Origin of the sequence: Paraglaciecola sp. (assembly GCF_039942875.1) — a bacterium.
Classification (GTDB): domain Bacteria; phylum Pseudomonadota; class Gammaproteobacteria; order Enterobacterales; family Alteromonadaceae; genus Paraglaciecola.
Map to the genome: position 1 here is coordinate 67,283 of NZ_JBDVBQ010000016.1, position 19,357 is coordinate 86,639.

A 19,357-nucleotide genomic window follows, 5' to 3' on the forward strand; every position below is an offset into this window, starting at 1 on the left:
AAGTCACTAATTAATTACCATAAAAAACTAAATTAAAGGAAATCTAAAATGAGTAAAAAAGCAATCATACCACCAGGCACTAGTACCCCAATCGCTCCTTTTGTTCCGGGTTCTATGGCGGATAATATCTTGTATGTTTCGGGTACGTTAGCCTTTGATAAAGACAATAATATTGTTCACGTTGGGGATGCAGAAGCGCAAACTCGTTACATTTTAGAAACCATTAAAAGTGTAGTTGAAGCTGCTGGTGGCACTATGGATGATGTGACATTTAACACCATAATGATCACCAGTTGGGACGATTATCCAGCGTTGAATAAGGTGTATGCTGAATATTTCCCGGGTGAAAAACCAGCTCGCTACTGTATTCAATGTGGCTTGGTTAAGCCGGAAGCGCTAGTGGAAATCGCAAGTATTGCCCACATTGACTAGTGCTTTTATAGAAGCGTGCCTTGCAGCAAAAGCGCTACAAATTCTAAATGTGTAATAAGGTTTAAACATGTATTTTGAAATACTGGGCTCTAATCATCCGGAGGCGCCAACTGTTGTTTTGAGCTCTGGATTAGGGGGCTCTGCTCATTTTTGGAAAGCTCAATTGCCTGCCTTAGAAAGCAGGTTTCGGGTAATTGTCTATGACCAAAATGGCACAGGTCGCAGCCCTGGAGTGTTACCTAGTGGTTACTCTATTCAATCAATGGCAACAGAGTTACTCGCGCTTTTAGATAGTATCGATGTGAGCCATTGCCATTTTGTGGGCCATGCATTAGGTGGCTTAGTGGGCTTACAAATTGCTGTCGAGCGCCCCGAATTGCTACAAAGTCTGGTGTTAATTAATGCGTGGAGTAGCCCTAATGAGCACAGTTTACGTTGCTTTAGGGTAAGAAAATCACTATTAGATAATAGCCCGCCACTAATGTACTTGCAGGCCCAAGCTTTGTTTTTGTATCCGCCAGATTGGATCATGCAAAATATCGACATGCTCGAGCAAGAAGAACAACATATGCTTGAGTCTTTTCCTGACAAACACAATTTATTAGCAAGAATACAAGCTTTAAGCGAGTTTGATATAGAGGCTGATATAGCAAGCATTACTACCCCTACTTTAATCGTTGCTAACAAGGACGATATGTTGGTGCCTTGGCAAAGATCTGAAGTGCTAGCAGGCTTTTTACCTAATGCAGAGTTGGCAGTTTATGAATATGGGGGACATGCTTGTACGGTTACTACCCCAGATGTATTCAACGATAAATTACTCACATTTTTATCTAACTAATTTTTAAATTAATAAAACAAATTTTTGGAACATTACCCATGACAACACCTTTAGACGATGCAGCACTTTCGCAACTCTTTTACGATGCGCATACCCACTCAAACTGGCAAGATAAACCTATTCCTGAAGCTTTGTTAACTCAATTATATGACATGGTTAAGCTGGGCTCGACGTCAGCTAACTGCAGCCCGGCACGTTTTGTATTTGTGACGTCTGCCGAGGGTAAAGAAAAATTAAAGCCTACAATATCGAGCGGTAACTTAGATAAAACTATGTCGGCTCCTTGTACGGTTATTGTTGCCTACGATGAAGAATTTTATGAAGAACTACCGACTTTGTTTCCTTATGCCGATGCTAAAAGTTGGTTTACTGGTAGCCCAGAAGCGGCTTATGAAACCGCTATGCGCAACAGCTCACTGCAAGGTGCTTATCTGATAAGTGCCGCTCGTGCCTTAGGATTAGATTGTGGCGCTATGTCTGGGTTTAACCCCAAATTATTAGATGAAACATTTTTCGCAGACAGTACATGGAAGGTTAACTTTTTGATTAACCTTGGCTATGGCGACAGTGAAAAAGTGCATAAACGTCTGCCTCGCTTAGCCTTTGAGCAAGCTTGCAAAATCGTATAACAGAAACTTATTAAGCTAGGAGACTCATCATGAGCGCATTAAAAGAAGTGATACTAGAGAACACCGCGCCGTGTATTTCTGGAGACGAATTTAGACAGGGCATGTCAGCCTTACCAGGTACAGTTAGCGTTGTAACCACAGGTTCAGGTCAAGATAAAGCGGGTTTTACAGCGACAGCTGTATGCAGTGTGAGTGACAACCCACCTACTTTATTGGTGTGTTTAAACCGCGGGGCTTCTGTTTATAAAGCCTTCGAGAACGCTAGCAGTTTGGTGGTAAATACCTTAGACGCAGGACAAGATAATTTATCAAATCTATTTGGCGGAAAAGCGCCCATGTCTGAACGTTTTGCACAGGGCACTTGGAAAACCCTAGTCACTGGCTCACCGGTTTTAGATGAGTCTGCAGTGTCCTTTGATTGCAATATTGTGGAAATGAAAAGTGTCGCTACTCACGATGTCATTATCTGTGAAGTAGTCGGTATCAAGCAAAAAGAACAGGCTGGAGCACTGGTTTATTACAACCGTGGTTACCACCACCTAACCAAAAGTAGTGACTAATCTACATTAAATAAAAAGGTTACCGACAGTGCACATAAAATCAACAACGAAAACTGTCGGTAAGTTTCATTCTATTAATAAGACTACCCAGTTTGCCACTGACCATTATTTGGGTAATGGGTAGCACTGTGTTTGAGGAAAAATCATGACAACTATTGGACATTTTATTAAAGGAGAAATAGTCACTCCTACAGGGCGAACTCAAGATGTCACTAACCCCGCAACAGGGGCTGTGGATAAGCAGGTTTTATTAGCATCGGCAGAAACGGTGCAAGAGGCAATCGATACTGCTCAAGCAGCGTTTCCTGCATGGCGAAATACTCCGGTATTGAAGCGGGCGAGAGTGATGTTTAAATTTAAGCAATTACTTGAAGACAATGCTGAGCATATTGCCGAATTGATTGGTCAGGAGCATGGCAAGATCAGCCATGATGCGGCTGGCGAAATTCAAAGAGGCATTGAGAATGTTGAGTTTGCCTGTGGTGCGCCACAATTACTAAAAGGTGAGCATAGTAGAAACGTAGGCCCAAATATTGATTCTTGGAGTGAGTTTCAACCTCTGGGTGTGGTGACCGGCATTACCCCGTTTAATTTCCCAGCTATGGTGCCGTTATGGATGTTTCCATTAGCAATAGTGTGCGGCAATACCTTTGTTCTTAAACCTTCTGAACGTGCGCCTAGCTCAACACTTTTCATAGCACAATTGCTAAAAGAAGCGGGCTTGCCAGATGGCGTCATGAATGTAGTGAACGGTGATAAAGAAGCGGTAGACGAGTTGCTGACTAACCCCACAGTAAAGGCTGTGAGTTTTGTTGGTTCTACGCCTATAGCAGAATACATTTACACCACAGCTAACGCTGCGGGCAAACGTTGTCAGGCGTTAGGTGGTGCTAAAAATCATGCCATTGTGATGCCTGATGCTGATATGGATAACGCCGTTAATCAGTTGTTAGGAGCAGCCTTTGGATCATCTGGAGAGCGCTGTATGGCTTTGTCTGTTGTTGTGGCGGTTGGCGACAAAGCTGGCGATACTTTAGTAGACAAAATGCAGCAAGCGATGACCGGATTGAAAGTAGGGGCTTACACAGATGCGAGCAACGACTTTGGGCCGCTGATTAGTTGCCAGCACCGAGATAAGGTGAGCAGTTATTTAGCGAGTGCCGAGCAACAAGGCGCTAAAATTGTAGTCGATGGCCGAAATACTAAAGTTGAAGGTTACGATAATGGTTTCTTTATCGGCGCTACTTTAATTGATGGCGTCACTCAAGATATGGACAGCTACAAGGCTGAGATATTTGGCCCTGTGTTACAAGTTATCCGCGTAGACACTATGCAACAAGCCATGCAGCTAATTGACGATCATGAATATGGTAACGGTACGTGTATCTTTACCCGTGATGGTGAAGCGGCTAGGTACTTTTCAGACAATATTCAAGTGGGAATGGTGGGAATTAATGTCCCTTTACCTGTGCCTGTGGCTTACCATAGCTTTGGTGGTTGGAAGCGTTCATTGTTTGGTGATTTGCATGCCTATGGCCCAGACGGCGTTAGGTTTTATACTAAGCGTAAAACCATTACCCAAAGGTGGCCTTCAAGTGGTGTGCGGGAAGGTGTGAGCTTTGCTTTTCCAAGTTAGTCTTCTTTAAGATTAAGGCTAACCCGCACATGTAGGTGTGCCGGTTAGCTCAAACCCTTATTAGTTTAAATTCCAGTTCCAAATCTTACAGCCAATAATTTTAGCTCTTTGCAAGGTGTGGCGGTCTTTTTCAGCTAAGCGCTTACTGTCATAAGGCCCTAAAATCACCCGATACCACAATCCAGAAGTGCCTTTACTTGAGCGCACTTGGGCTTCTAAACCTTGAAATGCAATTTGAGCTTTTAGCTCTTGGGCTTGGTGTTCTTTTCTAAATGAACCACATTGCATTAGCCTTTGCACTATAGGTTGGTCTTGTTGTTGTTGCTCAATCTCCACAGTGTACTCAGGAAGAGTCTTAATAAACTCCCATTCTTCGTCAGGTATTTCGGGCAGAGCTTCACCGTCTTCGGCGATTTGAGCTGGCGCGTTACTGTTAACTTGGGTGTTTGTATCTGGCGCTTTACCCTTAATACTCCATAGAAAATACGCGAACAATCCTAGTAGGCAAAGGGTGATAATTATTCTTAACCAAGGTAATGAAACTTTGGGAGGCGCAGGAGCGGGTTTTTTATTACGGCCGCGGGCCACGTAATCTTTAGGAGCCATGAAACTGATATATCCGAAAACAGGGAGAGAAACGACGTATTATTTTACCTTGACTGATATTTTCATCAATCAGTATCTTTATTATTTTTTGAGTTAGGTTGCAACCCTAGCTAAAGTCTTGAGGATCAATATCTAAAGACCACCTCACTTTATTGGCAAGGGTCAAGTCTTCTATTTGATGTATATGCTGCCCAAGGGCGTGTTGTAAATGACTACGCTGTGTACTTTGAAGAACGAGTTGCATGCGATATTGACCTTGCCTTTTTTCCATCAAAGCAGGAAGAGGTCCGATACAAAACACATTGGGAACATGATCAAAAAAGTGTCTAACCTGGGCTAAAAATTCGTGTGCAAGCTGTGCGCTCATTGCCTGTGCTTTAAAAAGAGCTTGAAAGGTGAAGGGGGGCAGTGCCGCATGTTCTCTCTCTAATAATGCATATCGAGCAAAGTGCCCATAACCATTATTGATTAAATCTTGCAGTAAAGGATGAGCTGGATCGTGAGTTTGTAGCCACATTTCACCGGGCTTTTCAGCGCGACCTGCACGACCCGCTACTTGGGTAATTAGCTGTGCCAAATGCTCTGCCGCTCTGTAGTCTGCACTAAAAAGAGCACCGTCTATATCTAAGATCAATACTAGGGTGACATTGGGAAAATGATGTCCTTTCGATAAAATTTGAGTACCTATTAGAATTTGGTGTTCGTTGTTGTTAATGCTGTCTAGCATTTTATCGAGTTTGTTTTTACCTCTGGCGCTATCGCTATCAATACGAATACTGCTGTACTCGGGAAAATACTCTGCTAAGCCATGTTCTAACTGTTCAGTGCCCACCCCTATGGCGGTTAAGTCTTCTGAGTGACAATTTTGGCAATGTCGAGGAATAGGTTTAGCACTACCACAATGGTGGCATTGCAGCTTATTCAGCTGCTTATGTAGCGTGTAGGGTTTGTCACAGCGTTTGCATTGCTCAATATGTCCACATTGATGACAGGTTAAAGCAGGGGCATAACCGCGGCGATTGATAAACAACATTACCTGGCTGCCTTGCTGCAAGTGCTGCTTGATTCTATCTAACATGCCTTGAGCTAAGCCAAATTGAATCTGTTGTTGACGAATATCAAACACATGCTGGCTAGCAACGGAGGCATTACCGGCCCGTTGTTTAAGTATTAAGTGCTGGTACTTCCCTGTTAGGGCATTGTTTAGGGTTTCTAATGCTGGTGTTGCGGTACCTAACACTAGGGGGATGTTTTCTGCGTGGGCGCGGACAACGGCTAAATCTCTGGCATGGTAACGTAAGCCATCTTGTTGTTTATAGGATGCATCGTGTTCCTCATCAACAATGAGTAAACCAGGATTGAGCATAGGGGTGAAAATGGCAGAGCGGGTACCAATAACAATGCCAAGTTGTCCTTTGCTGCTTTGCTGCCACACCTGCAAACGCTCAAGGTTTGTTAATCCAGAATGTAATACCCCTACCTCTATTCCAAATCGATACTTAAATCGGTGCACGGTTTGAGGTGTCAGGCCTATTTCGGGAACCAGTATCAATACTTGTTTACCTTGTTCTAAAACAGGCTCAATGGCTTGTAGATAAACTTCTGTTTTCCCACTGCCAGTTATTCCCTCTAGTAAAAAGCTACTATATTGACCCAGCGCACCTTCGATGCAGCTAATGGCAATGGCCTGCTCAACATTAGGGGTAGGTTTGTCTACTACTGTCAGTTGCTGTTGCCAATTAGTTTCAAACTTAGGTGCTTTCTCTACTTTAACTATTAAATCTTTATCTAGCAGGGCTTTAATGACTGGCGCACCAAACTCTGTATTAGCAATGGTTTTTGTTAATTCTGAAGCTTGTAGTTTTTCGAGTAATTTTTGCTGTTTTGGTGCCCGTGATAATTCAGCTAATTCTAATCTTGCACCTGATTCGCTGGCTGTTAAAAAGGTGACTGGTTTGGGTAAGCTAGATTCTCCCTTACGAAGTGCTACTGGCAAAGCTGTTTGTACCACATCACCAACTGGGTGTTTGTAGTAATGAGTCAGCCAGTGGCATAGCTTTAATAAGGTTTTGTTTAATACTGGCTCATCGTCAAGAACCGCTTCAATAGCTTTTAATTTAGTTGTATCCCATTCTGAGTCAGGTGTAACTGCCCAAACGATACCAATAAGTTTGCGTGGCCCAAAGGGGACGCGAACTCTTACTCCCACTTCGGGCTTTATGCCCTCGTAAAGGTAATCAAATAGTCTACGCTTTGGTATAGGTAGGGCGACACGAAGTATTGCCATAGGTATTATTGGACCTGTCTTAGTTCTTAACTTAATACTTGATACAAGATTTTAAACAGCTGTTTAGCCTACAACTTTAGTCTAGTCAGCATTGTGTTCTTACTAGCCAATCTATAAGATCAGTTCTGAAGAAGGTGGTGATAGTTAGATAATGCATCATATTGTTCATGTACGAAACAGCTGTATTGAATTTTGCAAGGAAGCCCGATGTTATTTAATACCATTAAAAATACTACATCGTCTATTTCCGTTATTGCAATTTGTTTTGTCAGCTTAGCCATTTTATATTTTTCAATTCAGGAGCATGAAAAATTATATTTTGAGTCAGTAAAGGGGGATCTTGATGCATTGTCTGAAAATATGTCAAGTGACTTAGTTCCTATGCTTGCAGTGCAGCCTGATGAATTCGAACTGGCAACCATGCTATTACGTTTAGACCCTTACGATAATGTGAAGTATGCCTTTATCTATGATGACAAGTGGCTTCCTTTGCAGAGTTACCATGGTAAGGCATTTACTCAAGTGGAGTCTAAGTCGTATGCACAATACGAAGGTGTTAAAACCAAGCTGCCTGGTGTTTATGTCGATAACGATGAATTGGTTGCTTTAAAATTAGTAGGGGATGAACTATTTCCTTTAGGGTATTTGCGTATTGTCCTCGACTCTAGCGGTCCATTAAATAAGAGTAAACAGAGTCTTCTTAAGCAAGTTCTTCCCATTACTCTGGTGCTGTTAATTGTTGTATTTGCCTTTCTCCTTTGGGTGCAAGCAATGTTATTTTTTCCTCTTAGCCGTTTGTCTCGCATCGCTCAAAAAATTCAAAAAACTCACGATTATTCTTTAAAAATTAATATTAAAGGAAAGCAAGAAGTTACGTCTCTGAGTACAGACCTTAATCTAATGATGGAAACTATCAATCAAGAAACGCAAAAAAACAAACAATACACAGACAGGTTGATGGAACAACAAGAAGTGATGGAACAGTTAGCTAGTTTCGATACTTTGACCGGTTTACCCAACCGTCAGTTTTTTATGGATACTTTGAAGAAAGAACTAACGGAAGCGCAAGATGAAGTGCGGGATCTTACTTTAATGTATTTCGATCTTGATGGTTTTAAAGGAGTAAATGATTCATTTGGTCACGAAATTGGTGATTTAGTGTTAATAGAAGTCTGCCGCCGAACGAAATTGAGCCTGCGAGAAGGTGATTTAATATCCCGTATAGGAGGGGATGAGTTTTTAGTTTTATTGCACAATGAACCAAGTGAGATTGAGTTATTACAAATCTCTGAGAGGTTGGTAAATAATTTGAATGTTCCATTCAAAGTTAGAACGTGGGAAATTCATATTGGTGTGAGTATTGGTATTGCAAAAGCCAGTGATTCTAATTTTAACGTTAGCGAATTTATTAGTAACGCTGATACGGCCATGTATAGATCGAAACTAACAGGCCGAAGTCGACATACTTTATTTATCCCAGAGATGATGGAAGAACATAAAAGACGCTTACTTATTGCTAACTTAATTGCTAATGCAATTAAGTACGATGAGTTCTGCCTTCACTATCAAGGTAAGGTGAATTTCAGTAGACATATAGTCGGATATGAAGCATTAATTAGATGGAATAGTGATGCTTTGGGAGGGATTTCTCCAGCTGAATTTATCCCCATTGCTGAACAAAGCGGTAAGGTTTTATCTATAACTAAATGGGTTATTAAGAGAGTATGCATAGAAATTGAACACCTCATAGCCCTGCACGGTAACCAATTGGTTATATCTTTAAATTTATCTGCTTTTGACATTAAAAATATTGCCTTGGTTGATTATATTAAAGAGATGTTTGCTCAATATGGAGTAAGCGCCTCAAATATTGAGTTTGAAGTGACTGAATCTGCTTATTTAGATAACTTTGAATTAGCCAATGAATTTATTTCCCAATTGAGAGGAATGGGGTGCTCGATTGCATTAGACGATTTTGGTGCGGGGTATTCATCATTGGGTTATTTAACTAAAATTGACCTTAATACCTTGAAAATAGATAAGCAGTTTGTGGATCATTTATGTATTTCCAAGAAGAATACTTTAATTACTAAATCTATTATTCAAATGGCTAAACAGTTAGATTTAAAAGTATGTGCTGAAGGAGTAGAGACCAATCTACAGGCAGACTATTTAATTGCTCATGGTTGCAACCAATTGCAAGGTTATCTATTTTCTAAACCCACTAATTTAGCCGATATTAAAAAATTATTTCTTGATAAAAAATTGCAATAATTGTTAATCAATATATTTCTTACATATGGGGAATATAACAAAGAGGGCTAACGACAACTTCTAAGCTGTTTCCTTTTTTATATCGTAAACTTAGCTGAGAGTGACTTGTCCATACTTACAGAGAGTAATCTATCAATTGTTGATAAAAACAACAAAAACCTTGATCACGCTTGTCTCTTACATTACTATGCGCGCCACTTTGCGGCTAGCCACAAAGTTTTAATTTAATTTTCGTATGGTGTTCAACTTCGGGTTGGATAGCGATACGGCCTGACGAAGAGGTAACCCATGAAAGAAGGTATCCATCCTGATTACCAGGAAATGACAGCAAACTGTTCTTGCGGAAACGTAATCAAAGTACGTTCTACTTTGAAAAAAGAAATTAACTTAGACGTATGTTCGTCTTGCCACCCATTTTACACTGGTAAGCAACGTAACGTAGACACGGGCGGCCGTGTTGATAAGTTTAACAAACGTTTTGCTGGTCTTAAAAAGAAGTAAACTGTTTGTAGTCTGAAAAGACATAAATTAAAGGCGCTTAAATAGCGCCTTTTTTATGCTTGTAATTTAGCGCTCTGCTCTTTTTTAAAAACACTTTATACCTTCTTCTTACCCTTAATTGGGGTTGCCTATCCTTCTTTATTAACGGCTGTCAAAATGTCTTGTCAATCACCCTTGGTATAAGAGTTAATTGCCTAAGTCAGGGTAAGCTCTTGTTTACAATAGAGTAAAAATAATGTCATAGTCACTAGCCGGACTCAGTTTACTCTAAATAATAAGGAACCTATTTTGTCTGAATCAAACGTCTATACCGCTCCTGATGCGAATTTACATACCGAAATTGAAAATAACTCTGGGATGGGGAAAGGCCACCCATTACCTGATGGGGTAAAAGGTTGGAGTTGGGGCGCATTTTTACTTAACTGGATTTGGTCCATCGGGAATTCTACCTGGATTGGTTTGATAGCATTGATTCCATATATAGGCTTTGTTATGGCTATAGTCTTGGGTATTAAAGGTCGAGAGTGGGCTTGGCAAAACAAAAAGTGGGAGAGTGTCGAAGAATTTCAAAGGGTACAAAAAAAATGGTCTTTTTGGGGTGTTTTGATAATGGTTGGGTTTTTCTTGATAGGTATTTTAGCTGCCATTTTGATACCTATGCTTGCCGCTTAATTAAACTTTAATCTCTACAGTACCCAATAAAAGGACTCTATTTTGCCGACTGATGATATGTATAAAGCTCCCGAAGCTGAACTCATAACTGACTCCAGTGACAGTGAAGAAGCCAAGCCAGAGTTTTTCACTACAGCGATTAGTAAAATGATTATTTTGTCTGTATGTACGCTAAACCTTTATAGTTTTTATTGGTTTTACAAACATTGGACAGCACAAAAGTTGAATGCAAATCGCGACTGTTTACCAGTCTTGAGAGCCATATTTCAAGTGTTCTTCGTGTTCTCGTTATTCTCTACTATTAAAAATGAAGCAGACATAAAATCAATTAAAGCATCTTGGATGGCGGGCCCTCTAGCTGTGTATTATATCGTGCTGCAAATTTTACAAAATGTTAGTGATAAATTCCCTGTCATATCTGAAAGTGTATTGTTTGATAGCCTTTTTTGGTTACTGCTAGGGTTAACCGCTGCGGTACCTATGGTTGTTGTCCAAAAAACTGCCAATGTTTTAAATGATGATGCTGAAGGGCTGCGTAATAAAAAATTCAGTGCCGCTAATTGGGTGTTTACTCTTATTGGCATAGCTTTTTGGGGGTTAATGGTTATTGGTTTGCTGCTACCTGATGTGTAAACGTTAGCCTGCTGATGATAGATAATCGCTTTGCTTTAGAAACGCCTGAAGGGATCGATATTATGTTGACCCCAGCAGGTATAGGTGTGCGCACCATGGCCTTTGTCATTGATTTATTGATCCGTGGCGTTATTTTGTTTGCTGCTGCAATGGCTCTGCAATTTACTGGAAATATGGGTGATGGCCTTTTTCTGATATTACTATTTTGCATAGAGTGGTTTTACCCTGTGTTATTTGAGATATACAGAGGGGCTACCCCAGGCAAAAAGCATTATGGCTTAGTTGTGGTTTACGATAATGGTTTGCCTATTACCTTACCGGGCTCAATGCTGAGAAATTTGTTTAGAAGCATAGATATTCTTCCTTTTGCTTACCTAAGTGGCTTTATTGCCATTTTATGCTCTAAACAGTTTAAGCGTATTGGCGACCATGTGGCTGCTACTATGGTGGTGTATCAAGATACACCGAGTAAAGTCGAGCACTTCACCGTTGATGAGCTTCCGCAGACAAGCCTTTCACTCACCTTAGAAGAACAACAAACCATAGTGGCTTATGCAGAGCGAAGTCAAAGTTTTAGTGAAGAGCGCTTACAAGAGCTCGCTAATCAACTTGAGCCTATGTTGGAGTGCCGTGGTGAAGAAGCTGTCATTAAATTAAAAGCCATGGCTGCGGGTTTAGTGGGTAAAGCATGAGGCAGAATGATTTTATTCAATTCAAGCAACAAGAATGGCTGCGATTTAAAGAGGTGGTTGAATCTTCTGAAGCTTCTGACGAAGATGACTTACCTAAAATGTTTAGGCAGCTAACCCATGACCTTGCTATAGCAAAAAGCCGTCATTACAGTCCTGCTTTAATTAGCCATTTAAATCAATTGCTATTGCTAGGGCAACAAAAGCTCTATAAGCCTCATAATCGTATATTGATGCCATTAATGGTGTTTGTTAAACAGACTTTCCCTGCGCAGCTCACTGAGTTTAGATGGTATATTATGTGGGCCCATATTTTGTTTTATGGTGTAGCCTTGTTAATGTTTGGAATTATACTTCTAGACCCTGAGTTTGTTCGCAATGTATTACCTAATGCTCAAGTTGTGCAGTTAGAAGAAATGTATGACCCAAGTGATACACGTTTCGAAGAAGAACGAGCATCCGATAGCGATTTTGTAATGTTTGGTTATTACATCTTTAATAATATCTCCATTGCGTTTCAGTCCTTTGTTGGTGGGTTATTGCTAGGTTTTGGCGCTCTATACATTTTACTTTTTAATGCTATGTATTTTGGGGTTGTCAGTGCTCATATTGTGAATGTTGGCTATCAGGCGACGTTTTTTTCTTTTGTTATTACCCATGGCGCTTTTGAATTAACAGCCATTGTTATCTCAGCTGCAGCGGGTAGTGTCATTGGTTTTAGTCTTCTTTCTCCCAAAAAATTGAGCCGTATAAATGCCATGAAAGCCTCTGCCAGAAAGGTGTTTCCTTTAATTTTTGGCTCATTTTTGATGTTGGTGATAGCTGCTTTTATCGAAGCCTTCTGGTCTTCTAGCCATTCTATTCCAAACTCCGTGAAATATGCAGTTGGTGGCTTTTGTTGGGTTTGGGTTTTAGTGTATGTATTTAGGCGAGCGCCTAATGAAAATTGAAGCGCTCGCCATAGCAACCCAGCCTCGTAATAGTTGGAAGTCCTTTGATTTAGGTTGCCGAATGGCCATGCAGTGGTGGGCACCTTTATACGGGTTTATGCTGTGCAGCACACTGCCTATTTTTATTGTGTGTACCTTACTAAGCCCCGAATATGGCGTGTATTTTTTGTGGTTATTAAAGCCATGGTTTGAAAGGGGCTTGTTGTACATTCATAGCCGCCAGGTTTTCGGTCAGCAAGTTTCAGTTGTCGATGCCTTAAAAGCGTGGCCGTCACAAATTAAAGTCTATTGGTTGGCTAGTATAACGTGGCAGCGTTTATCTCCCAGTCGCGGTTTTGATTTACCTGTAGCTCAGCTTGAGGGGTTAAAAGGTGATAAACGCAAAGCGCGGCTGAGGTTATTACATCAAACCACAGATGATAATAGTTATTGGTGGTTACTCATTTGTTTGCACTGGGAGTTGTTCATTACTTTTGGTTTGCTTGTGTTAGTGAATATGCTGATGCCGCTAGGGTTTGAATGGAACATTGCAGATGCTTTTTCTGCTGAATCAAACTTCATGCTTATTGCTTATAATGTTTGTTGGTATGTTGGTTTAGTGATGGTTGCTCCCTTGTTTGTAGGAGGAAGTTTTGCCGCCTATTTGAACAGAAGGATCCTGTTAGAAGGCTGGAATATTGAACTAGGGCTAAAAAAGATACGCAATAGATGGTCAGCTAAACAAACCAGTTTACTTGTTGTTTTAGTGGCCGGGTTAATGGGATATGCAGCAGATGCTCCGGTTGCATACGCTCAAACTAGCGAGCTTGAACAAGCAACTGAGGAGTTAGTTACGGACTCAGAAGAGCCGAAACTGTCAGAAGACGCCCTTATCAAACACACGGCAATCAAAGATGACTTGCAAGAGATACTGGCTGCTCCTCCTTTTCATAATAAAGAGATGGTCCGTGACTGGCGCTGGACGGGATGGAAATGGGAATCATCGGAATCTGAAGAGCCTCCTGATTTAAGTGGTTGGATGGGCGTTTTTGCTATTATAGCCAAGTTTGCTGAAGTTATTCTGTGGGTATTATTTATCTCTATACTTGCTTGGTTGTTATGGTTGAGCAGACACCAATTAGCTAAACTCTTAAACATTAAGGTGAGCCGTAAGAAAGAAGCGGTAGACTTGCCTGCTTTTAGTCGTCATGCAAAGCAACAAGGTTTACCGAGTGATATTCCTGGCGAATTAAATGTTCTATTAGAGCAACAAGCTTATCGCCAAGCCTTGTCATTGTTATTGGTCAGTAGCTTAACTTACCTTTATCAAAAACATGATTTAGCCCTCACTGAGTCTATGACCGAATTAGAATGTTTAGCTGAGATAAAATCTAAAGTTCAGGGTGAAAATTTAAGCTTTATGACAGGGCTAATTCACTTATGGATTGATTTAGCTTGGGCTCATGTTTGGCCGTCTGCAGAAAAAATGCATGAGCTATGCAACCGTTGGCAGCAACTATTTTTAACCTCAGGGTCTGACACAACATCATGATCCAACGTCACCTGCACACTATTTTATTACTATCGCTGACATTAATTGTCGCTGTTTATCTCATCAAAAGCATTGAGTTTTATGATAAAGAGCAAGATGTTGCGGTATCTAAAGAAGTAAGAGAGCAGCCTTTTCTAGCAACTCAAACGCTCTTAAATAACCATGATGTCACTATGGTATTTGAAAAAGATTACCGACGTTTATATGCCAAAGAAGACCAAGGTATTACACCAAAAGTAGATGATACCGTTATCTTAGCGGATGCCGAGGCGGCTATTTCTTCTTCCTTAGCATCAAATTTACTCGACTGGGTAGAGCAGGGGGGCTTTTTGATTGTGGCTGTAAACGCAAGTGACCAATCTGATAGCCACAGAGCTAATGCCTTGATCCGGCAGCTTGGCATAGGTGTGGAGTGGGTTGCTGATGATTTTCCTCTTTATTCTGAATACGAACAGCAAATGAGCGATATGACAGACCCTCATGGAGACCCTATCCAAGTAGGGCTAGAGAGTATTTATCGCATCACCTTTCCTAAAGAACTTGAACCTTTTTATTCCGTCAGTAATGAGGATGGTTACACCTTTGTGCAATTTGATAGAGGCGAAGGCTTAATTACATTAATGACCGATGTAGAAATTTGGAATAACTGGCAAATAGACGAATACGACAACGCCATATTGATGTTAGGACTGTTAGAGGAATCTGATACGGTTTACTTATTTCAACCGGTAGAGCGTCCCCATTGGTTTACCTTACTTTATGGCCATGCCCCGCTATTTATTTGGTTAATGGGTCTGTTGATCGTTTTAGCACTTTGGCATGTTGGAAAATGGTTTGGGAGTGTTTTTGAAGGGGATCAAACCGATCGCTCGCGGTTTTCTGAGCATATTCGTGTTGCCGGTAATCATTACTGGCAGCAAGGTAAACAAACAACCATGTTAACTGAAGTGCGGCATACTATTTTACAAAGGATTAGCCAGAAATGGCCTAACGTGAGTGGCGCAGACCAACAAAAAGTCACACTTTTGTTAGAAGAATTATCGGGCTGGCCTACAGATACCATATACCAGCTTATGTTTGACCAAAAAGAATTAAATCAAAATCAATACAGCCACTGTATCAAGGGGCTACAACAACTCAGGAAGATGTTATGAGTGACACGTTAGATAACGATATTTTGCAGCAATCAAAGCAAAAAATTGCACTGTTAAAACAAAATGTAAGCCAAATACTTATTGGTCAAGATGCGGTGTTAGAGCAAGTGATTATAGCTTTTTTAGCGGGTGGACATGTATTGATTGAAGGGGTGCCAGGGCTAGGTAAAACCTTGTTAATTAGGGCGCTAGCGCAAAGTATTAGCCTTAATTATAAGCGAGTGCAGTTTACGCCAGATCTTATGCCTGCCGATGTCACCGGGCATTCAATGTTAGATGTATCCAGCGGTAAGTTTGTACTACGCAAAGGTCCTGCTTTTACTAATTTATTGTTGGCAGACGAAATCAACCGTGCTCCTGCTAAAACTCAAGCCGCTTTATTAGAGGTGATGCAAGAACACCAAATTACTATTGATGGCGAAAGTCATAGTCTAGACGCGCCATTTATGGTTTTAGCGACCCAAAACCCTATTGATAACGAAGGTACCTACCCACTACCAGAAGCAGAGTTAGACAGGTTTATGATGAAAGTACAGGTAGAGTACCCTGAGCTTTCTGCCGAGATAGCCTTAACTCAAGGGATTACGGCAAATAGTCACAGCGTTGAAGCTATTAATAGTGTCATCAGTGCAGAAGATGTGTTGTCGTTACAAGATCTAGCCTCTAAAGTACTGGTGGATGAGAAGATTGTTGAATATGCCGTGTCCTTAGTTAGAGCTTCAAGAGAGTGGCAAGGGGTGGCCCATGGTGCCGGTGTTAGGGCGAGTATTGCGCTAATTCAAACAGCTAAGGTGCATGCCTTGATGCAAGGCAGTGGTTTTGTATTGCCAGACCATATTAAGGCTATGGTGTTTCCTGTTCTTAGACACAGGATCATTTTATCGGCTGAATTAGAAATATCGGGAGTCAACACCGAGCAAGTTTTAAATGACATTATCGCTAAAGTGCCAGCCCCAAGACAATGATTCGAAAGGGGGGGAAACCAAGTAAAAAGCTATTGCGGCAGCTATTTTTTGTATGCTGCTTGAGTATCTTATTGCCTACGTTAGGGCATTTTGGGGATATCCCCCAGTTAGCTATTTTACCTTATGTGCTGGCGGCTTTAATGGCAGCGGTTATTGCTGTTGATTGGATGTTTAGTCGCAGGCGACCCTCGCTATCAAGTAGACGTAATATCCCCCAAAGTTTATCTGTGAACTGCGAGCATACAGTTAAAATTGAAATCACTAATAACGATAGGCTAGCGTTTCATTTTGATGTAGAAGAACATTTTCCCGAAGATTGGAGTTTGCACACCGAACTTCTTGAACTAGAGATTCAACCTGACGAATCACTGCAACTTGAATACAAAGTGACCCCCCGTAAAAGAGGGCTAGCGCGTTTATCTTTTACAGAGTTTTGTGTGACGTCTAGTTTAGGGTATTGGCAGTTTTCGTGGCTTTATGAGAATGACTCTGACATAAAGGTATACCCTAATTTTTTAGCCATTCAGAACATGGCCGGCCTTAACGGCAGCATTAATCTCACTCAAGCTGGGCTGAAAAAGTTTAATCTACGGGGCTCAGGCATGGACTTTAGGCAGCTTAGGGAATATCGCGAGGGTGAAAGCTTAAAGCAAATTGATTGGCGAGCCACTAGCCGCTTTAATAAGCTCATTTCTAAAGAGTTTCAGGAAGAAAAAAATCAGCACGTCATGATTATGCTTGATGCAGGGCAGAGAATGCGGGTGCATGATGACGATATGACCTACTTTGACCATGCCTTGAATTCGCTTATTTTATTATCTCATTCGGCTTTAAAAAATGGGGATAGTTTAAGTTTACAAAGTTTTGGCAGTGAAACCCGCTGGTTGGGACAAATGAAAGGCGTGCAAAGTGTGAGTAAAATCCTGCATCACTTTTATGACTTATATCCTCAAAAAATTGCCAGTGACTATGTAAAAGCCGCGCAAGATTTGTTACTAAAGCAACCGAAAAGAGCACTGATTCTATTGGTGAGTTGCCTAAGAGATGAAGATTTCTCTGATTTATTAGCAGCAGTGAAAATTCTTCAAAAGAAACATTTAGTCGCCGTTATAAGTATTTCTGAACCTATTTATGAAACTATCCTTAATGATCCTGTGGATAATTTCGAGCAGTCATTGATGTATAGCTCTGCACAGATGTTAAACCAGTCAATCGAACGTAATTTTAAACGCCTTAAAAAACAAGGAGTAATATGTGTTCATGCTCCCGCCACTCAGCTTACCTCTAATGTTATTAATACTTATTTGAGTGTAAAAAAGGCAGGTTTACTGTAAGAGATGTTGTGATGTAAAGCTGTTGGTTGGAATGTGGTAGGAAAAAAGCCATGGCGAGATTTGCATATCGACATGGCTTTGAATCATTTTAAAAACGCTATTCGTTCAAATACTAGTCCCTAACTGGCAAGCCACTAGGAACCGAGTCAGGGATCATCCACTCTTGATTTAATACGTTCCAATCTGTCAAGGCGCGAAGAAATTCTAACAAATCATTAATTTCTGCTCTAGTTAACTCAACAGGCTCCAATTCATTAGCATCTATGATTGTTTGGCGTAAAGTAGCATCGTTATATCCATCTAGATCGGTAGCATCTAATACGTCATCTTTAGGCAAGATAAGTTGATTAGCGTTGTAATTCTCTAGAGAGGTTATTGGATCAAGATGATGCTCAACAATTTTTCTAAGTGTCCCGTAAGCACCAGAATGGCCATAAGGTGCGGTAATCCATACATTACGTAGTGACGGGGTACGGAATTTAGCCCAATCTTCAGGTGAACCCGTTACTTCTGCTCTTCCTCTGTCTTCAAAAGGAAAGGCTGCTTCAGCACCAGGTCCTACTTGTGGCATAGCGATACCATGAAATTCATGATCGGTTTGAAAGGTGCCGCTATGGCAAGTAGAACACCCAGCTTCACCATAAAATAGTTCCATACCACTAATTTGCTTGTCAGTCATTGCGGCAGTGTTGCCTCTCAAATACTGGTCAAATGCGCTGTTGTCACTTCTGAAAGCGAAGCCTTGGAATGCTGATACCGCATTACCAAAATGCTGAATGCCTATGTCATCTTCAGAATTTACATCATCGAATGCAGCCATAAAAAGTGAAACATATTCGGGAATAGCTTTGAGACGGTCTACATAAGCATTCCATAGTCTAGGGAAACGATCATCGTCCTGAGTGACTAGAGCTACAATGTCGTTTTCTCCGGCATCACCTAGCATTTCATTTAAGTTAACTATTGGAAATAATGATTGCCCAGCGAGTACATCATTTAGGCCAATAGGCGTTGTTAGGCCTGATGGAAGGTTTAGCCCTCCTGGTAAGTCTGCATCAACTTGATGAATTCCATTCCAATTTAGTTTTTCAAATTCTTTTGCGCCCAAATTATATAACTGTGGGGCATGGCGGCCAATTCTTGATTCTACTGCATCGGCACCTTCTCCTGTTGTTCTATACCTACCTAGGCCTTCTCCACCTTCACCTACCCCAAGGGATAAGCCATCACTACTGGCTAATAAAGGGTTATGGCAGGTCGCGCATGAAATGTTTTTATTGCCACTCATTATTTTATCAAAAAACAGGCTTTGTCCTAAATTGATAAGGTTTCTGGAGGGGGCACCGTCGTAATAATAATCTTGATTTGACGCGGGTTCTGGAAGCTCGTCAGCATAAGAAGGTGTTACTGTAAATGTTAAGACTAGAGCGGCAAAACTTGAGTGGATTTTATTATTTTTTGATTTCATTTTTTCATCCTTAATAAATGTCAAAGTGAGACTACGTAATTAGTTCAATCAATTACTATCGCAATGATGGAACCGCAGTATAAGTTATGGCAATGAGTTGTGCAAAACTTGACCAAGTTATATTTAGACTGTTTCGGATTGAAAAATATCAAAAATGGCCGATTTATTTATAGTCGATGCATAAAAAATAATCGT

Annotated in this window: 18 protein-coding genes; 15 read left to right on the forward strand and 3 right to left on the reverse strand. The window is 40.9% G+C overall.

What is annotated here, in order from left to right; all coding sequences use genetic code 11:
- Positions 1 to 48: 48 nt before the first annotated feature.
- From rutC to ABJE44_RS04800, 5 genes are all read left to right on the forward strand, one after another.
- A complete protein-coding gene (gene rutC / locus ABJE44_RS04780; protein ID WP_133468112.1) occupies positions 49 to 432 on the forward strand; it encodes a pyrimidine utilization protein C in 384 nt (127 codons plus the stop codon).
- A gap of 67 nt (positions 433 to 499) precedes the next feature.
- A complete protein-coding gene (gene rutD / locus ABJE44_RS04785) occupies positions 500 to 1,273 on the forward strand; it encodes a pyrimidine utilization protein D (RefSeq protein WP_348113504.1) in 774 nt (257 codons plus the stop codon).
- 38 nt (positions 1,274 to 1,311) lie between these two features.
- Positions 1,312 to 1,902 (forward strand): malonic semialdehyde reductase, encoded by a 591-nt coding sequence (locus ABJE44_RS04790; protein WP_348113503.1) that lies wholly within the window; start codon positions 1,312 to 1,314, stop codon positions 1,900 to 1,902.
- A 29-nt stretch (positions 1,903 to 1,931) separates the two neighbouring features.
- On the forward strand, positions 1,932 to 2,462 hold the full coding sequence (locus tag ABJE44_RS04795; RefSeq protein ID WP_348113502.1) for a flavin reductase: 531 nt from the start codon (positions 1,932 to 1,934) through the stop codon (positions 2,460 to 2,462).
- Between the two features lie 145 nt (positions 2,463 to 2,607).
- The gene (locus ABJE44_RS04800) at positions 2,608 to 4,098 is read left to right on the forward strand and encodes a CoA-acylating methylmalonate-semialdehyde dehydrogenase (RefSeq protein WP_348113501.1); all 1,491 of its coding nucleotides are present in this window, start codon (positions 2,608 to 2,610) and stop codon (positions 4,096 to 4,098) included.
- 60 nt (positions 4,099 to 4,158) lie between these two features.
- On the opposite strand, the gene ABJE44_RS04805 is transcribed toward ABJE44_RS04800, so the two are convergent.
- Entirely contained in the window at positions 4,159 to 4,704 is a 546-nt protein-coding gene (locus tag ABJE44_RS04805; protein WP_348113500.1) for an SPOR domain-containing protein, read from the reverse strand.
- A gap of 106 nt (positions 4,705 to 4,810) precedes the next feature.
- Positions 4,811 to 6,991 carry a primosomal protein N' gene (gene priA, locus ABJE44_RS04810; RefSeq protein ID WP_348113499.1) on the reverse strand — a complete coding sequence of 727 codons (2,181 nt, stop codon included), beginning with the start codon at positions 6,989 to 6,991 and terminating at the stop codon, positions 4,811 to 4,813.
- A 207-nt stretch (positions 6,992 to 7,198) separates the two neighbouring features.
- Between priA and ABJE44_RS04815 the strand changes: the two genes are divergently transcribed.
- The 10 genes from ABJE44_RS04815 (at position 7,199) to ABJE44_RS04860 (ending at position 17,694) form a co-directional block, all read left to right on the forward strand.
- The gene (locus tag ABJE44_RS04815; RefSeq protein ID WP_348113498.1) at positions 7,199 to 9,265 is read left to right on the forward strand and encodes an EAL domain-containing protein; all 2,067 of its coding nucleotides are present in this window, start codon (positions 7,199 to 7,201) and stop codon (positions 9,263 to 9,265) included.
- 288 nt (positions 9,266 to 9,553) lie between these two features.
- Positions 9,554 to 9,766 (forward strand): 50S ribosomal protein L31, encoded by a 213-nt coding sequence (gene rpmE / locus ABJE44_RS04820; protein ID WP_348113497.1) that lies wholly within the window; start codon positions 9,554 to 9,556, stop codon positions 9,764 to 9,766.
- A 288-nt stretch (positions 9,767 to 10,054) separates the two neighbouring features.
- The gene (locus ABJE44_RS04825; RefSeq protein WP_348113496.1) at positions 10,055 to 10,438 is read left to right on the forward strand and encodes a hypothetical protein; all 384 of its coding nucleotides are present in this window, start codon (positions 10,055 to 10,057) and stop codon (positions 10,436 to 10,438) included.
- Positions 10,439 to 10,480: 42 nt separating this feature from the next.
- Positions 10,481 to 11,071: a hypothetical protein gene (locus tag ABJE44_RS04830; RefSeq protein WP_348113495.1), complete on the forward strand. Its 591-nt coding sequence runs from the start codon at positions 10,481 to 10,483 to the stop codon at positions 11,069 to 11,071.
- Between the two features lie 14 nt (positions 11,072 to 11,085).
- The gene (locus tag ABJE44_RS04835) at positions 11,086 to 11,763 is read left to right on the forward strand and encodes an RDD family protein (protein ID WP_348113494.1); all 678 of its coding nucleotides are present in this window, start codon (positions 11,086 to 11,088) and stop codon (positions 11,761 to 11,763) included.
- Positions 11,760 to 12,710, forward strand: a complete 951-nt coding sequence (locus ABJE44_RS04840) for a stage II sporulation protein M (protein WP_348113493.1) — start codon at positions 11,760 to 11,762, stop codon at positions 12,708 to 12,710. The genes ABJE44_RS04835 and ABJE44_RS04840 overlap by 4 nt, the downstream gene beginning before the upstream one ends.
- Complete coding sequence (locus ABJE44_RS04845; RefSeq protein ID WP_348113491.1) at positions 12,700 to 14,241, forward strand: hypothetical protein; 1,542 nt, start codon at positions 12,700 to 12,702, stop codon at positions 14,239 to 14,241. The genes ABJE44_RS04840 and ABJE44_RS04845 overlap by 11 nt, the downstream gene beginning before the upstream one ends.
- Positions 14,238 to 15,395, forward strand: coding sequence for a DUF4350 domain-containing protein (locus ABJE44_RS04850; RefSeq protein WP_348113490.1), 1,158 nt, complete (start codon positions 14,238 to 14,240; stop codon positions 15,393 to 15,395). The genes ABJE44_RS04845 and ABJE44_RS04850 overlap by 4 nt, the downstream gene beginning before the upstream one ends.
- A complete protein-coding gene (locus ABJE44_RS04855; protein WP_348113489.1) occupies positions 15,392 to 16,360 on the forward strand; it encodes a MoxR family ATPase in 969 nt (322 codons plus the stop codon). Before ABJE44_RS04850 ends, ABJE44_RS04855 begins: the two co-directional genes overlap by 4 nt.
- 59 nt (positions 16,361 to 16,419) lie before the next feature.
- Positions 16,420 to 17,694: a DUF58 domain-containing protein gene (locus tag ABJE44_RS04860; protein ID WP_348113488.1), complete on the forward strand. Its 1,275-nt coding sequence runs from the start codon at positions 16,420 to 16,422 to the stop codon at positions 17,692 to 17,694.
- Positions 17,695 to 17,806: 112 nt separating this feature from the next.
- On the opposite strand, the gene ABJE44_RS04865 is transcribed toward ABJE44_RS04860, so the two are convergent.
- Entirely contained in the window at positions 17,807 to 19,162 is a 1,356-nt protein-coding gene (locus ABJE44_RS04865) for a cytochrome c peroxidase (RefSeq protein ID WP_348113487.1), read from the reverse strand.
- Between the last annotated feature and the right edge of the window lie 195 nt (positions 19,163 to 19,357).

What these genes read in the sequence shown, in the direction of transcription:
- rutC (WP_133468112.1), top strand. Translation starts at nt 49, where the DNA reads ATGAGTAAAAAAGCAATCATACCACCAGGCACTAGTACCCCAATCGCT.
- ABJE44_RS04795 (WP_348113502.1), top strand. Translation starts at nt 1,932, where the DNA reads ATGAGCGCATTAAAAGAAGTGATACTAGAGAACACCGCGCCGTGTATT.
- ABJE44_RS04845 (WP_348113491.1), top strand. Translation starts at nt 12,700, where the DNA reads ATGAAAATTGAAGCGCTCGCCATAGCAACCCAGCCTCGTAATAGTTGG.
- ABJE44_RS04790 (WP_348113503.1), top strand. Translation starts at nt 1,312, where the DNA reads ATGACAACACCTTTAGACGATGCAGCACTTTCGCAACTCTTTTACGAT.
- ABJE44_RS04840 (WP_348113493.1), top strand. Translation starts at nt 11,760, where the DNA reads ATGAGGCAGAATGATTTTATTCAATTCAAGCAACAAGAATGGCTGCGA.
- priA (WP_348113499.1), bottom strand. Translation starts at nt 6,991, where the DNA reads ATGGCAATACTTCGTGTCGCCCTACCTATACCAAAGCGTAGACTATTT.
- ABJE44_RS04865 (WP_348113487.1), bottom strand. Translation starts at nt 19,162, where the DNA reads ATGAAATCAAAAAATAATAAAATCCACTCAAGTTTTGCCGCTCTAGTC.
- ABJE44_RS04855 (WP_348113489.1), top strand. Translation starts at nt 15,392, where the DNA reads ATGAGTGACACGTTAGATAACGATATTTTGCAGCAATCAAAGCAAAAA.
- ABJE44_RS04800 (WP_348113501.1), top strand. Translation starts at nt 2,608, where the DNA reads ATGACAACTATTGGACATTTTATTAAAGGAGAAATAGTCACTCCTACA.
- rutD (WP_348113504.1), top strand. Translation starts at nt 500, where the DNA reads ATGTATTTTGAAATACTGGGCTCTAATCATCCGGAGGCGCCAACTGTT.
- ABJE44_RS04850 (WP_348113490.1), top strand. Translation starts at nt 14,238, where the DNA reads ATGATCCAACGTCACCTGCACACTATTTTATTACTATCGCTGACATTA.
- rpmE (WP_348113497.1), top strand. Translation starts at nt 9,554, where the DNA reads ATGAAAGAAGGTATCCATCCTGATTACCAGGAAATGACAGCAAACTGT.
- ABJE44_RS04815 (WP_348113498.1), top strand. Translation starts at nt 7,199, where the DNA reads ATGTTATTTAATACCATTAAAAATACTACATCGTCTATTTCCGTTATT.
- ABJE44_RS04835 (WP_348113494.1), top strand. Translation starts at nt 11,086, where the DNA reads ATGATAGATAATCGCTTTGCTTTAGAAACGCCTGAAGGGATCGATATT.
- ABJE44_RS04805 (WP_348113500.1), bottom strand. Translation starts at nt 4,704, where the DNA reads ATGGCTCCTAAAGATTACGTGGCCCGCGGCCGTAATAAAAAACCCGCT.